Annotated in this window: 11 protein-coding genes and 2 pseudogenes; 6 read left to right on the forward strand and 7 right to left on the reverse strand. The window is 37.7% G+C overall.

The genetic code is table 11. The annotated features are described in order from the left end of the window. The first annotated feature begins 396 nt into the window (after positions 1 to 396). Positions 397 to 3,356, forward strand: a pseudogene (locus QT16_RS16595) (TonB-dependent receptor). Between the two features lie 371 nt (positions 3,357 to 3,727). Here the strand turns inward: QT16_RS16595 and QT16_RS16600 are convergent. The 4 genes and pseudogenes from QT16_RS16600 to QT16_RS16615 all read right to left on the reverse strand — a co-directional run. Beyond that, positions 3,728 to 5,638, reverse strand: coding sequence for an aminotransferase class V-fold PLP-dependent enzyme (locus tag QT16_RS16600; RefSeq protein WP_039489417.1), 1,911 nt, complete (start codon positions 5,636 to 5,638; stop codon positions 3,728 to 3,730). Between the two features lie 258 nt (positions 5,639 to 5,896). Then, a complete protein-coding gene (locus tag QT16_RS16605; protein WP_024591501.1) occupies positions 5,897 to 6,586 on the reverse strand; it encodes a GGDEF domain-containing protein in 690 nt (229 codons plus the stop codon). Next, positions 6,558 to 7,121, reverse strand: coding sequence for a hypothetical protein (locus QT16_RS16610; RefSeq protein WP_161792780.1), 564 nt, complete (start codon positions 7,119 to 7,121; stop codon positions 6,558 to 6,560). Before QT16_RS16610 ends, QT16_RS16605 begins: the two co-directional genes overlap by 29 nt. Next, a pseudogene (locus tag QT16_RS16615) lies at positions 7,096 to 7,344 on the reverse strand (iron-sulfur binding domain-containing protein); the annotation flags it as partial. The gene QT16_RS16610 and the pseudogene QT16_RS16615, both read right to left, overlap by 26 nt. Positions 7,345 to 7,411: 67 nt before the next feature. Between QT16_RS16615 and QT16_RS16620 the strand changes: the two are divergent. Beyond that, positions 7,412 to 9,073 (forward strand): recombinase family protein, encoded by a 1,662-nt coding sequence (locus QT16_RS16620; protein ID WP_002962286.1) that lies wholly within the window; start codon positions 7,412 to 7,414, stop codon positions 9,071 to 9,073. 77 nt (positions 9,074 to 9,150) lie between these two features. Here the strand turns inward: QT16_RS16620 and QT16_RS16625 are convergent, their stop codons facing one another. Further along, positions 9,151 to 9,354, reverse strand: a complete 204-nt coding sequence (locus QT16_RS16625; RefSeq protein ID WP_002962287.1) for a hypothetical protein — start codon at positions 9,352 to 9,354, stop codon at positions 9,151 to 9,153. Between the two features lie 567 nt (positions 9,355 to 9,921). Between QT16_RS16625 and QT16_RS16630 the strand changes: the two genes are divergently transcribed. From QT16_RS16630 to QT16_RS16640, 3 genes are all read left to right on the forward strand, one after another. Further along, the gene (locus QT16_RS16630; protein WP_010558040.1) at positions 9,922 to 10,314 is read left to right on the forward strand and encodes a hypothetical protein; all 393 of its coding nucleotides are present in this window, start codon (positions 9,922 to 9,924) and stop codon (positions 10,312 to 10,314) included. A gap of 129 nt (positions 10,315 to 10,443) precedes the next feature. After that, positions 10,444 to 10,728 carry a hypothetical protein gene (locus QT16_RS16635; protein ID WP_002962289.1) on the forward strand — a complete coding sequence of 95 codons (285 nt, stop codon included), beginning with the start codon at positions 10,444 to 10,446 and terminating at the stop codon, positions 10,726 to 10,728. A gap of 714 nt (positions 10,729 to 11,442) precedes the next feature. Next, positions 11,443 to 12,396 carry a replication initiation protein gene (locus QT16_RS16640; RefSeq protein WP_002962290.1) on the forward strand — a complete coding sequence of 318 codons (954 nt, stop codon included), beginning with the start codon at positions 11,443 to 11,445 and terminating at the stop codon, positions 12,394 to 12,396. Between the two features lie 35 nt (positions 12,397 to 12,431). Here the strand turns inward: QT16_RS16640 and QT16_RS16645 are convergent, their stop codons facing one another. Continuing rightward, the gene (locus QT16_RS16645; protein ID WP_002962291.1) at positions 12,432 to 13,310 is read right to left on the reverse strand and encodes a hypothetical protein; all 879 of its coding nucleotides are present in this window, start codon (positions 13,308 to 13,310) and stop codon (positions 12,432 to 12,434) included. Positions 13,311 to 14,117: 807 nt separating this feature from the next. Between QT16_RS16645 and QT16_RS16650 the strand changes: the two genes are divergently transcribed. Then, positions 14,118 to 14,315: a hypothetical protein gene (locus QT16_RS16650; protein WP_002963063.1), complete on the forward strand. Its 198-nt coding sequence runs from the start codon at positions 14,118 to 14,120 to the stop codon at positions 14,313 to 14,315. 672 nt (positions 14,316 to 14,987) lie between these two features. Here QT16_RS16650 and QT16_RS16655 read toward each other — a convergent pair. Then, entirely contained in the window at positions 14,988 to 15,368 is a 381-nt protein-coding gene (locus QT16_RS16655) for a VOC family protein (RefSeq protein WP_039489423.1), read from the reverse strand. Positions 15,369 to 15,635 lie beyond the last annotated feature (267 nt).

Below are 15,635 nucleotides of genomic sequence, written 5' to 3' on the forward strand. Positions count from 1 at the left end.
CGCTTCTTGACTCAAAACTAAATTGGTTAACCAATAATGCCATTTATTCAGCACGCCCAACATCATCGGTTTCTCCTTCCTAAATTATTTCATTTTTAAAACGATAACTCTTTTAACCCTTGTAATTGACAGCTCAATTTCTAATTAAATTTAAAATCAATAAATAACATGAACTTAAAATCTACTTTATGATTTAATTTATAAGTTAGTTAGGTTTTTCTATTATTGGTAATAACATATTGCATAATATTTGATCTAAATTTATTACCAAAAGGTTGACCTTTTCATAGTTGGGTGTAAATATAAAGTTAAGGGTTTGTAATAATTAAGGGCTTTTAATAAAAACAATAAAGTAGCTGGTTAAACATAGCATTTCACACACACAGGAAAAAAACTATGAGTCACAAGTTATCTAAAATTACACTGGCAGTTATATCGGCAACCGCACTTGGTATGTCTTTGTCTACACAGGCGCAAGAAGCTCCAAAAAAAGCTGCAGACGATCTTGAGGTTATCGAAGTTTCAGGCATTCGACAATCGCTTACAAATGCGCTTGCACAAAAGCGTTCAGCAGATAGCCTTGTTGAGATTATTGAGGCAGTCGATATTGGTAAGCTACCAGATCAAAACCTCGCAGAAGTACTTGAAAATGTAACGGGGATTCAAATTACCCGTGAAGCAGGGGTACGGGCGTTCAAATTCGTGGTACCAATGCTAATCGTACAGAAGTGAACGGCGTATCAACAGTTGGCTCTGGGTCTGGACGAAGTGGCATTAGTTTTGAAGATGTATCAGCTGCAATCATCTCCGGTGTAGAAGTAATTAAATCACCTGAAGCAAAAACAATCGAAGGCTCTGTGGGCGCAACAATAAACCTTAAAACAATTCGCCCGTTACAGTTAAATGAAACTCTAGGCTCAATTAGAGTTCAAGGTGAAGATAGTAGCTTATCAACAGATGGTGTTACTCCTAGGGTATCGGGTGCTTGGGGTGATAACTGGGAGCTTGATTCTGGCGGTAAGTTTGGTGTTGTATTTAGTGGTAGTTACAGTGAGCAAGACGTAACCGCATTTCGTCCTCGAGCTGATAGAGATAATTCGGTAGCCGCTGATAGTGGTGCTGCAAGTGCACAATCGTTTGATTTTCTACCAGTACAATTTTTAATTCAAGATTACGATAATTACGAATACGAGACAAAAAACTTCGCAGGTACATTTGAATATGCACCAAACGATAATATGAAATTCTTTTTTGATGCAGTTGTTAACGATCAAGAGCGCCGCCAAGAAAGCTCAAGAGTACAAGCATCTGGCTTAAGTGATCTTAGAAATGTATCAATACCGAGTGAATTTGAAACAGTTAATTTTGGTTCACTTGACGGACAAAACCTAGGCAGCATACAAGCGGCCGTAAGAGGCGTTATTCCAGTTGAAGACGGTGGTGGCGATCCTAATTTACGTTTTTCAAGCGATACTAATTCACGCATAACAAAAAGCAAAATATTTAGAATAGGGGGCGAATGGCAAGGCGATAGATTATTTGCAAGTGTTGAAGCCTCAACCTCTCGTTCTGATTCAACTACACCAAGTTTTAATACAACGCTTAATTTTATAAATCCAAATGTCGCTACTAATTCGTCAAATGAAAACGGTACTCCTTTTGAGTATGATCTTACAGGTGATGCACTTACATTTGGCATTGCAACAGGGGAGGCAAACGCGCCAACAATGGCTCAATTACTCGACCCTGCAAATGTTGTTCTACGTGACGTAAACCAAGGGCAAGACGAGTCAGAAAATACAGAAGATGCGTTTCGTACAGATTTTACATATTACTTAGATGATGTAATAACGTCAGTCGATTTTGGTTACCGCTACAGTAAAACGAGCAGTATGTCGGATCAAGTTCGCTCTAACGTTGGTTTAAGAAATATGGCTGATAGTCCAACGGGTGATTTATTTGCACAATTATTAACAGCGGGCCCAGATAACTTTAACGATGGTGATGGGCGAGCACTTTATATTCGTGATTTCTTACTTATAAACCCAGAGCTTGCATCCTCTGATCCACAAGCTGTATTAGCAGCACTTAACCAAGCGATTGAAGCTAATAATGCTATAACGGGTTCCGATCGTGGTCCAATAAGTTCACCAACGTCTCAAGTAAATGCGTTTTTTGATATTGAAGAAGAAACACATGCCTTATATGCACAAGCTAATTTTGAGTATGGCATGTTTCGCGGTAACTTTGGCCTACGTTATTTAGAGACTGAGGTTACATCGCTAGGTAACTCTGTTACTCAAGATGGAAGTGGCAACGAACTGGTGACTCAAGTAACGTCAAAAGGTGATTACGATTTCTTTTTACCACGATTTAATTTAGCCGCGAATGTAAGTGAAGATGTGATTGTTCGTTTAGGTTGGTCAAAAGATATCAGACGCCCAGATTTTGATGACCTATCTACGTCTGTTACGTTTGGCACCAGCCCTAATAGTGCAGTTTCAATAGGTAACTCAGGCTTAGAGCCAGAAGAAGTAACCTCTTTCGATATATCCACTGATTGGTATTTTGCACCCGCTGCTTTATTAAGTGTGGGGTACTTTCATAAAACACGTAGCGATTTGCACGTTACACAGCAAGTTGACCCATTTGAAGACCCAAGCACAGGCTTTCGCGATACAAATGGTCCAGAATGTGAAGGCGGCGGCATATTTAACCCAATTGCTGACATAAACGTATTTGGCCCAGATGCTGGCGTAGGGTTATGTGTACCAACACAAACTACTATTAATGATTCTGGCGAAACAACACAGCAAGGCATCGAGCTTGCAGCTCAATACGACTTATCAAATTTTGAAAAAGAGCTAGGCTGGGCATCAGGTTTTGGTTTGGTTGCTAACTACACCTATCAAGAGTTTTCTGGTGGTGAATCATTTGACACTGCAACGAGTCGTGCAAATGCTGTTTTTGCATTAACAACCGGTAACCCGGATGCAGACATAAGCGCTAAGCAATCACTCATTGATTTGTCAGAAAACGCATACAACATCACATTCTACTATGAGAAATACGGTCTATCTGCTCGAGCGCGTTACACGTGGCGCGAAGGGTACCGTTCAACTGACTTTGGTAGTACCTCGAGCTTCCCATGGGGTTTTCCTGTTGTACAAGAAGACAGAGGGCAGCTTAATGCCAGCATAAGTTATGATGTGAACGATCAGCTAAATATCGGTATTGAAGCCGTTAACTTAACTGAATCAGAAGTTAGCCAGTCTTGTGTGAACGAAGGTGCTTTACTTTGTTTCCAAGGTATTACAGACCGCCGTATTACATTTGGCGCAAGCTATAGATTTTAAAAGTTATAGTTAAATCGAGTCTATAAGTGTGTGTATTTAAAGACGCTAAAAGCAAGCCATCTGGCTTGCTTTTTTTAACTATAATTAGTTAACATTTACAAAAATGATTTATTCCACTTTGTATTTTACTTATCAATACCGTTACAGCGGCAATGTCTGGCGACACTGCCACCAGCAATTATACCAACCTGCATAAATCTTTGACCAATTTAACGAATTAAATTGCACTATAATGTCGTTAAAATTTTTTTATTTAGAACAACTAGATACAAAAATTTTTGCCTAGTTCTAGCGTAATTTTCTTAACGTTAAATAGACCCCGTATATAAGCAGATTGGTATTATTATCGAGATAGTATTAAACCAATACCTTTATTTTTTAACTTTACCCTTAAGAACATAAATTTCACCATCGAAACTGCCTTGAATAGTCAGTCCTTGGCTTGCCAACTCTTGCAAATATTCAACATGATCATCAGTAATATGCTGGCCTGGGACTAAAAGCGGAATGCCCGGTGGATATGGAGTAACTAAACCTGCACAAATGCGGTTGTTGCTTTTACTGATAGGCACAGATTCGCGGTCGCCATAAAAAGCATCGCTTGGAATACACGCCAAGTCAATGGCAGGTAAGTTTTCGGGTAAGCGAGCTCTGCGCGTCGATTTCGATAGTTTTACCTTACCGCTGTCTAGCTTTTTCAATGCATTGTACAAACGAATTATTTTTGAGCGCGTGCCGCCAAGCGTGAGTAAAACTAATATAGTGCTGTGTGTGTATTTTTCTATCTCTAGCCCAATTTCATCCAGTAGATATTTATGAATATCTTTTAATGAGTAAGGTAGCTCACTAATATCAATAAGGATTTTTAATGGGTCGTGACCCATGTTATCACCACTAAAATGCGGGAATATTTCCATAAAGTCTTGCTTAGCTAATACTTTAATTTGCTTAAGCGAGGCCATCTGTTGTTTAAACTCTTCAACATGATTTAGCAGCGCATTGAGCAGCTTATAGCCTTCCATCTCTAATTGCTTTTGGCACACGTCAAGCGATGCAATAAGCTGATATTTTGGCGATGTGCTGGCGTAGATGCTATAAATCTCTCGAAAGAAATCAGCATCAAAATCGGGATCGTTAATATGAATATAAGACGCCTGAGAAAACGCCGATACTACTTTATGCGCCGAATGCGTAATGTAATCGGCCCCAGCATGTATCGCAGAATAATGACGAAAACTAGGATGAAACAAAGAGTATGCAAACCAGGCTTCATCTATAAACACCTTGATACCATATTGATGAGCATAATCCACGACTTGTTTTAGGTCGCTAAGCAGGCCGTCGTAAGTACAACCGGTAAGCACTAGTAATTTAGCATCAGTATTGTTTTCAATTGCTAATTTGATGTCGGCCAACGACGGTGGCGCGAAAATGCCATATTTTGGATTTAAGATACTCGCCAAATAAATGGGGTAACTAGCTGATTGCAAGATGCCATAGTGGACTGACTTATGGCAATTACGGTCGACAATTACTTTATCTCCCTTGCGCAGCAGTGTCTGCAAAATGATTTTATTTGAGGTAGATGAACCATTTGTAACAAAGTAGGTGTGCTTAACTTCAAACGTCGCCGCGGCTGATTCTTGAGCGCGACCAATAGTATTGGTGCTGTCTGACAATGAACCTAGCGAGTCTACCGAAACCGACAGGTCGCCAACAAATACATTGCGGCCGTAAAACTGATAAAAATCTTTGATGTAAGGTGAGTTTCTAAAGCTAGAACCCCCACTATGACCCGGTGTATGCCAAGAGTCGTTTGCTTCACCGACGTAACGACGATACGCCGTCCAAAATGGCGTTTCAGAGCGGTCGTCAAAATCGTTAATCATATAACCTAAAATAGCTTCTGGGTCAGAAATCACCTCATCTTTAAAAAAGAATGATTCGATTTCTTCTGATTCGTTAACGATTTCCAGCCCTTTAGTGTCGTCGCCGATAACATAAACCGGTAACTCAAGACGAATTGCCTTTAACTCTTCAATAAAGCGGCTATACATTCGCTCACCCACTTTGTTGTGCATATCCCAGCTTAGAACTACGGCTTGAATATCACCATCTTCCTCTACATGTTCCAACGCGCGTTTAAGCTCGAGGCATTCAATAATATCGATATGAATATCGTCTCGCTCAAAGTTAGGAATGGTCTTTGACAGATTAGTTGAAAGCCCTTGTAAAGTGGCTGGGTCTTGCTCAATTATCAAGATACGAAGTAGAGGTAGCATAGAGGGTTTCGCAATATAATTTTATAATGCCCACTAGCATAACCAAAGGAGTGAGCGTTGTGAAATTAATACTTTGATAATGTTCTATTAATAGTCACATTCTGCGGGTTATCTAAATTAAATTACAAAAATATTGCTAGGCCTTGGGTTAAAAATACGACTCAATTTATTAATAATATAGAATCGACTGGCAGCTAAACGATTAGCTATCTTATCACTAGAGTTCGAATAGAAGTGTGCTAGCCAAGGTTTAACCTGTTAGTTATCAAATACGATAACTTGATTTTTACCAGCACTTTTAGCTTGATATAACAGTTTATCTGCGTTTTCATATAATTTTTCAAACTTACAGTGTTTTGTATCGCCTTTATCTACACCAGCACTAATTGTAACTCTTTGCAATTCAGGTGATATATCAGTTAAATTAAGACTCGCAATTGCCTCTACAAGCCGTTGTGAAATCATTTTTACAATTTCAACATCATGGCTAGGAAAGAAAACTACAAACTCTTCTCCGCCATATCGCCCTACAATATCTTTCTCTCTAGTTTGAAATTTTAGAGCATGGGCTACTCTTTGAAGGACTTTGTCACCAGCATTATGTCCAAATTGATCATTGATGAGTTTAAAGTTATCTATATCTGCAATTAGTAAAAAGCCGCTTTGTTTATCTAAGCGTGAAACTTGTTCATGGAAGCCTCTCCTATTTAATACTTTTGTCAAAGGGTCGATTAACGATTCATTAGTGATGGTTATATTTAGTCGTTTTAATCTTTTAATATGTCGAAATGAGAAAAGTAAAATTAGAATGAAAAGGCTAAGATTAATGAACAGAATTATATTTAACCTAATATGATCAGCCGCTTTGTTTTGCCAATCTATTTCGCTTGGAAATGCAAAGCTACTGAATAAAGAAAGGCTAATTAGTGCTAAATTTAAAATATACATTTTTTGATAAAGTAGAAACACAAATTAGGCAACTTATAAATGAATGTAATAATAGACCTTGAATACCAATACTTAAATAGGGCCCAATCATCTTTGCATTAGATACATCTAGCAAAACACCCCATGAAACAACCAGGTATAAAAATCCAATTAAGAGTAGAGATAAAGACATCGTTTCAGGCTTCAACTTAGTTACATACGTTGAAAATAAAATTATAAGAAGTAATGAGCTTATAGAAGATAAAACAGTCATCGGCTCAAACCAAAAACTTGGGGCCTCAATAAAAGAATGATTTTCATTAGCTTCCCAAAACTCAGGAAAGGTCAAAACCTGTAAAAGATCGACATTTGAAAATATGATCAAAAGTTCTTCAAATGTTACTCCCGCAACAGACTCGTTAAAAGCAATAAAGGTGATAAAGCCATTTGAAAGCCAGATACAGAAGGCTGAAGTAATTGCTAAAAGCAAATTGTATAATTGAGTTTTACCACTATAGCTTTTCAACTCGTTATTCCGTTTTTTCTTTAAACTCACACAAGTCTTCAATAATACAGCTGCCACACTTTGGTTTACGCGCTACGCAGGTGTAACGCCCGTGCAGTATTAACCAATGGTGAACGTCTACTTTAAATTCTTTTGGTACAACCTTTTCAAGCTTTTGTTCTACAGCAACTACGTCTTTACCCATGGCAAGCTTGGTACGGTTAGATACACGAAATATGTGTGTATCTACGGCTATTACAGGCCAGCAAAAGGATAATAATAGTAGATACTTATATTGTATTGATTTACACTGTATATAACAACAGAGGTGAATCAAAAACATGAATAAGCATACTACTTTAAAACCATTACTCTATAGTTATATACGCTTTTCTACAATCGAACAGGCTAAGGGGCAGTCTTTAAATCGGCAGCTTAGTTTTGCTAAAGAGGTTGCTAAGGAAAAAGGGCTTGAGCTTGATGACTCATTATCAATGCGTGATATGGGGTTAAGTGCGTTTCATAAAACCAATATTACCCGGGGCGCTTTGGGTATATTTTTAGCGGCGGTAGAGCAGGGTAAGGTACCGGCGGGTTCTATTTTAGTGCTTGAAAGTTTGGACCGCATTTCTCGTGCTGCGCCGCTTGAAAGTCAGGGCATTATTGCACAAATTATTAATGCTGATATTACGGTGATCACGGCGGCTGACCGTAAAGAGTATAATAAAGAAACCATTAAAAAGAATCCGATGGATTTGGTTTATATTATCCTGGTGTTGATACGGGCCAATGAGGAAAGTGAAACTAAATCTCTGCGGGTTCGTTCTGCGTTGACTAAGCAATGTGATGATTGGTTAGCCGGCAAACGTGGTTTTAGGGTTAAGTGTGGTAAGCCGCCTAGCTGGGTAGTGTGGAATGATGATAAAAAGTTATTCGACTTCGATCCGCACAATAAAGCTATTATGCTGCGTAAGCTTGAATTATTTAAAAAAGGGCACGGCGGTATAAAAATAGCTGAGCTTATTAATGCAGAGTTTGGTGCGGGTACTGTTCACCACACTGGGGCTAATGTTTATAAAGAGGTAAAGCGCCGTTCGTTAATTGGTGAGCTGAATGTAAAAGTAGGCGATGCTGATTACGTTCTTGAAGGTTATTACCCGCCATTAATGAGTAAAGTTGAGTTTGATTTTTTAGTCGCAGATTCATCTAAACGAGGTGCTACGAAACACACACAAAAGTTTGTGGGGATTTTATCGGGCGTTGGTGTATTTAAATGTGGTTGTTGTGGTAAATCGGTCGGTTCGCATGTTGTTTATCGTAAAAAGTGTATTGATGAAGTAAAAAGTAGCCATAAGCGCTATGGTTGTGTTGAAGCTAGGCGCAATAATAACTGTACAATGAGTTCTACAGTGCAAATTGAAATGGTTGAAAGTGCTGTTGTTAAGTTTTGCCAGGATAAAGTAAACCTGCAACGTATATTGCTAGGGGGCAGCGACCGCGAATTAATTAATACTGAAGAATCAGCACTGGTTGCGCAGCTTGAAAAAATTAATGACGATATAAACTCACTTACAGAAACGCTTTTAATACTTGAGGGCACGCCACCACAGGCGATAGCTAATAAAATATCAGCCCTTGAAACACAAGCGCGTGACATTCAAACCCAAATAGATACCAGTAAAAACAAGCTTGCTAAAATTGACCACTCTTTTCGTGATGAAGTAACAGACCGCTGGTTATCGCTTACTAAAAACCTTGTAAAACTTTCCAATGACGAACGTTTAGCTATTCGCCAGCTAGTTAAAGATACTTTTAAAAGCATCAGTTTACAGCTAAATACATTTAGCGGCGATAAAGGTGGCCTCAATAATGTTTTTGAGCACCTATTAGGTGCCTCAAATGCTGACTACTTTGAGCTTTTACTGGAATTTCATAATGATAAGAAGCGTTTGTTGCGTCTGCATAAACATACTGGTGAGCTAGTTAGTGGTTATGACTTTTGACGTAATTACGAAGTGGCCTGACGCAAGTTTACCCTTGCAACAGGCCATATTCAATATTATTTAGTTGAAGGGCTTAGTTATTTAGGTTCTTTAAAATAATTAGGATCAATACTTGTAAACCTGGCACAAAAGGTTTTAATAATATGATCTAGCATTGCTTCAAAGACCATTAACTCAACAACCATACCTGACTGAATAATCTTACCTTTATTGGTTATTATCGCTAGCGCATATCCTTTTTGCATTTGCAGTCCATTATTATTAGAAGAAATAATTTGCATAGAAACCTTTAAGTTATTAATAAAAGAATTGGTTAGCTTGAAGGCTTAATTAATCAAACTAACAGTACTATGATAACTATTTTCAAAATTTTTCAAAATTTAGGGATGTTTTGGATATTTTTCTGAATCCCTCCGCTAAATGGGGAGTTAGATTGCATCTTGATTAAAATTCAGAGAAAAACACAAAAAATTTTTTAGATAAATAGAGAATTAAGTAATGTGTTTTGTATATTTATCAGGAAATTATTGAAGTTGGTTTATTAATTGTTCAATACTTATTACTGATAGGTAGGCTCAAGTTACTCTTCACGCTGAATTGTCTAAGCACTTAAAATATAGGTTTACTTTCTGGACTTTTTAATAACCACGACTAAAACTATTGTTAATACGGTCGCAGGTAATAACCAAATATATTCCGCCATATTATTCATCCTCAAGGTTGTACAGTGATATTCCAACATTAATGATTTTTATTATTTTTGCAAATTAAACCAACAAAACGCAATTCTTCACTTTTACCCATTGCATGGCCCTAGTTAATTTCAGGACAATTAACGAGGACAAATCATGAAAAATATTAAATCTCAATTTATTCGCCAATACGTTCGAGCCAGTAGATCTCCGTGGGATGACTGCTCTACAATTTTATTGTTAGCAGATGTAGTTAATGAACAAACATTAGAGTTAAATTTCAATAATTACATCTATTTACATAGAGATAGCGTTGGAAAAATACTTGGCATTAGTATTTCAAATAGTATGTTGGAAAAAAATCCAAGTTTTGAGAATAGGTATTTAGAAGGGCACGACATGACGCTTTTTTTACTTATCTACATAGAGCAAATAACACAGTTTTGTGAGCTGTTCTCTGAAGAGTTCCAGCAAATATTTATGCAAACGCCAACTACATTTTTTGCAGCAACAGAAAGTGATTGGGTCGATATTATCGACAATGCATAACCCCCTAAGCGAACATTTGTTCGCTTTTTTAAAAATATTTTTCGTAAACCGTTTTAAATACCCATGCCTGATTTTATTTACTAATACGTTATCGATTTTGATAACAAAACACACAAGGATAGTGAAAAAATGAAACATACATACGTATCAACATTGGATTTTTTAAATTTATTACACTCATTTAGCCGAGTAATCACCGCTAATGACCACCAGATAAACTTATTAGAATTACGCAGTGATAATGCGAATTTAGATGAGCTGTGGGAGGTTATTGGCCCTGAAATTACAGCGAATAAAACACTAAATGAGTTTGCTATGCGAAAACTTGCTTATGAGCTCATGCACAGCCTAATTAGCCACCCAGTAGAGCGTGTGGAGCTGCCGTGTGACTTCGAGGATGATGTTTATCCCTAGGGTCTAATTGAAAAAATTAACGATTGAAACTGAGGTCATAATGGTTATTTTCAAAATCAAAATAACAGCCTAATCATATCTCCCAAAATATGCCTGAATCATTATTTGCTGATTCGTTGCCCTAACTGCAATAGCGTTTAATAGGGCATTTTACTCAGTTACTGAGTATCAAACCTGGGAGGGGGTCCTGCGCAAATACAGGGTTTCGTTACGATGCCTCAAAAGCGAGGTCATTGTAATCATGTTTGGCAAGGCCATAGGTCAAATGCACAAGGGAGGTAGATTTATGTCTATCTCCCTTTTGCGTATTTCAGTAAGTCAGTTCACTCAGTAGTTTTATTACAAATGATAGTGGCGGGGTAAAAAAATAAAAAATAAAAAATAAAAAAATAATTAATTTATTTTTTAACCGTCAGAAATGAATTAATAAATTTATAAAAGTTGCAAATGTGCCTGTATTTTTATTTTTTCTATTTTAATACTTTTAGAGGGGGTTATCTTATTGAAATTAAATAAAATATTTACTGTTTTGGTGGGCAATTTATATGTTTATTGTGGCATTTTATACGAAATGAGTAGGCAATTTATACGGTTTAGGGGGCCATTTTCACTGTAAATAAATAAAACTTTTTTTACCAAAAAACTTACCGAAATTTCTTTTATTCGTTGAGCCGCGGTTAGCATAACAGCATAAACTAGAAATGAGGTAGAGAAATGAGTAGTAAAAATTCTCCAAGAATTGTTTTCGGCAATAAGCTGTTACATGCGGGTTATTCGCTCGATATTAATGAGCAGCGATTAATAAATCTCGCGCTGTCTAAAGTAAACTCCAAAAAGTCTAACCCAGGAAAAATTCTGATTTATCCAACGGAATATGCCAAGTGTTTCGGCCTGAGTAAGTACAGCGTTTATGAGCAGCTGAGTTCTGCCGCAGAGTCACTCAGAGATAAATCTGTAAGCATTTTAGACGATAGCGGGCAGTCGCTTTCAATTCCTTGGGTGAGTAGCGCTTCATACGAAAAGGTGAAAAATCAAGGGTCTTTCATTACACTTGAGTTTTCAGAAGAAATCGAGCCGTATATTTTTAATATAGAGAAAAATTTCACAAGGTTATTTTTTCATAACACAGTAAAATTAAACAGCCTAGCATCATTTCGGTTGTATGCACTCCTAAACGAGGTGCGAAATTATAAAAATTACAAACGACAGGGCGCGGTAGTTGTGAATTTTCAGTTGCCAGAGATGAAACAAAAATTATTTTTATCTGAATCATATGGAGCATGGCGCGATTTTAAAAACCGCATCCTGTTACCTGCTATTGAAAAAATTAATGCCCACACAGATGTACGCGTAACGTTTAAGCCTAAAAAAATGGGTAACTGTATTACTGCCATTGAATTTTCCTATTTTACTCAATGCTCTAGTGAAAGTGAAGAGTTTGCTAGGCCAAGACTATCTCGTCGCCCTAAAGTCAATAAGGGGTCGCATGCTGAGGGTGTGTGGGCTCGGGGAAACCTCAATCGATTAGGAAATTATGAGCTATCAAACCAAAACGAAAACCCCGCTTTTAGATTGGCAAAAGCAGATATAAGGCGCTGTATAACGTATGCAAAAATCATTGGTGACGATGAAGCTAAGATTTTTTACTCTAAACAATTGAATAAATAAAATAATCATGATGTCTCAATGTTGATACTACTGCATTACGAGTAAAACATTTTTTCAATTTCAGAGCACAATTTAGTTCGGTATATTATTGAGGCACGCAGCAGCTCAGCATCGCTCTCACTGAGAAGTGGTGCTCGTGTCTTCTTGTCAAAACGTTGCGGCATTTCCTCAAATAGTTGTTCGTGGAGTCGTTTAATGTCATCAAAAATTTTGACCGATTGAGAGAATAAAAAAATCTTACTGTAATCGTTTTTTTTTAACGAGGCCAAATATTTTAGTAAAATGACCTGTCGTGCCGTTTTATTTTTAAATGAATGCTCAATTTCAACTGCTGCAACAGAGCCATCTAGGAGTCGCACAGCACCATCCACAGTTCGTGCATCAGATAGGTTATTAATACGTTTAAATTCAGGCTCGGTAATGAATCCACTCCACATTGGGGCGTACGTTTCATCACTGTGATAATTATGTATACCGCGCAACATTACAAATGCGTTTATAAGGTTGTGTGCTACATTATTTTGGTTGAACTGCAGAGCAGGGTTTTTATTACTCCTAAAATACACGTCGATGCCCATTAACTCCTCGGCAAATTTGGCAGCAGTATAGGTAGGCACATAGACGCGACCATCTGGACTGCGGTGTGTTTTTACTACACGCAGTAAACCATCTTTTTCTAGCCTGTTTAGGTGTTCCAACGCGAGGCGATGATTAATGCCGTAGAGCCAACGCACAATGCCTGGTGTAACAATAGAAAACCGAATTGCAATAAGCACCGAGACCTTGGTTCTGTTAACCCCTTTTTGGTGGTTATTTTCGCCTAGATAATACCGCATATTAATATCAAAATAGCGAGGGTAGTGAGTATGAAGCGGGTTTTTCGTTTCTAAATCTTTTGATGGTTGCTGAGTCAATTCAAAAATCCTTTTGGTGAGTTAATTATTAAAATTAACTAGCACCGCAACACAAAAATTATCATCATTTTATAATTATATTGCCGTTTTTCATTCCGAGATGCTCTGGCAGCATGTACGGAATGATTGTCGCGATAATTATCGCAACAAAAGCCGCTTTCAGCGGATGGCCTCGTCGCTTCGCTACTCAACCATAGGTCTAAAACGCCCGTCAGCTCTGGTGTTGCTCCGCAACGAGCTGGCTCAACGCGCTATCGCGCTAGCGTTTTATACCCAGCGCGAATGCACCGAGCTACGCTCTGTACTGACCGCCATACTGCCGCTTCAGACAATGCGATGGGTGCCCCATTATCCGCATTTTTCTTCGCTTTTATTTTCTGACGAAAATTATGGTTCGATATCAATTTGTGCCAAATTTTAATCGAATTTCGCTGATGCGAAACACTATCGCGGTCAGTACAGACCAGCTGTACATTCGCGCTTTCTCCATGTGTCTACGGCTTCGCCTACACCACATTACGCGCTTGTTGGCCTCATTCTGAGGCGCTATTTTGCAGTTTTTCGTGCCGAAAAATGCGATCTAAAAACCTGTCTTGCAGACAAAAGCCGCCTTCAAATTAAACTTATTAATAAACTTTTTAGATAAAGAGGAGAGGGTTTTTACTAAAAAAATTAAGTGAAAATAGAAGAAAAGTGAATGCCTTATTCAAACTGTTTGTTGCTGAGCTGCGCAGTCAAACAAGTTTGTTTTTTATCACGAAATCATTAAATTTGAAAGCATTAATTAATGATTATTAAGGTTTAAAAATGAAAAACGACGCTAATGATATTGCTATTAATCCAACAACAGGACTACCTATCACAAATGCCAGTACTAATATCGTAGATGTTGGTGGCAATGTGGTGGGCCAGCCAGACAGGGTAATGACTGTTTATGAAATTGAAGAGTCGATAGGTGACTCTATAGAACATGATTCTTTTGATGCTTTTGATGACGGTTTTTAATGTCCAAAATTTTAAAGGCTTTTAGCCAATATCGAATAGAAATTACCTATTCGATTATCGCATTTAGTGGCTCAGCTATATTGTGTTTACAGTTCCAATCCACTGAAAACTTCGCTTGGTTTATCGCTCTAAGTTTTTTTTGCACTAGAATGATAACAGGTATCTATAACTACGAATATTATCGAAAAAGTAACACCCCAAGCATGAAGGTCATGCTTAAGCATCTCCTTATTAAATTTGTATAACCCTTGTTTATTTGTCCTAAACGCAAAGCGCTCTGAGTTAATCAGGGTGCTTTTTAGTTTTATATGTATGTAAGTTACTGACCAGCCAGCCTTTAAGCTAGTTAAAATATTTTAATTCGACAAATATCAACGTATAAATTATGAAATATAAGATATCGGGTTTGGGTTTGTGGGTACCATCACTTAAGCTGATTTTGAGTCACAGATTGAGAATAATAACTACAATTTGAAGCAAAGTAGGGCACAAAAATTGATATTTTTTGATTAGAGCTTAACTTTAAATTTAGAGTAAGAGTATTTTCAGTTAGTGCCAGAGTAGGTCGGATAAGCTAAGAGCCATCAGGCGGAGAAAAACACTTTATCAATTATTATTTTATCGAGTGGCTGGAGAGTGCCATGAGCGGATGCTCATAACCTAAGTCACTTGTTATACGCGTTCCTCAACTTTCCAAGGAGGATTTAAGCGGTTTTCACCTGCCCAGTAAAGTTTGATTTTATTACCAGACGGATCTTTAAGTATTGCTTCTTTCCACAAGTACCGTTGCTCTGTCGGCTGTTGTTCAAACTGAAAACCTTTTTTGGTCAACTCAGCACACAGTTCATCAAGTTTTTCATGCTCGAAGTAAATCACAGAACTGTTTTCAAATTCACTGGATTCGAGTGATAAGGAAAAAGTAGAATTCCCATCTGGGCAAGAAAACCTTGTGTAATGGGGCGTATCGACAATTTGAGTGAAGCCGAGTTTTAGATAAAAGTTAACAGCAACATCCATATCTTTTACTGGTAAAGTAACCTGGTTAAGTTCCATTTAAACTCCTAGCGTATAACTTTTCAATAACGGGCGCAGGCACATAAGCATAATAGCGAAGCCGCCCTGCGTGTATGCGTCCCAGCGAACGTAGTGAGCGAGTTTACTGAGTTGTTATGCATGTTTATATACAGAGTGAGTTGTGTTTTTAAAACAGTGTAAGGCGATAAAGGCCCCTAAAGTTAAACTAGCCACACTGCACAAATAATTTAAGCCATAGATTATCGTTTCCATTCGGCTCTCACTGTCGAGAAAAACATAACACGA

This window comes from Pseudoalteromonas distincta, assembly GCF_000814675.1.
Taxonomy (GTDB): Bacteria; Pseudomonadota; Gammaproteobacteria; order Enterobacterales; family Alteromonadaceae; genus Pseudoalteromonas; species Pseudoalteromonas distincta.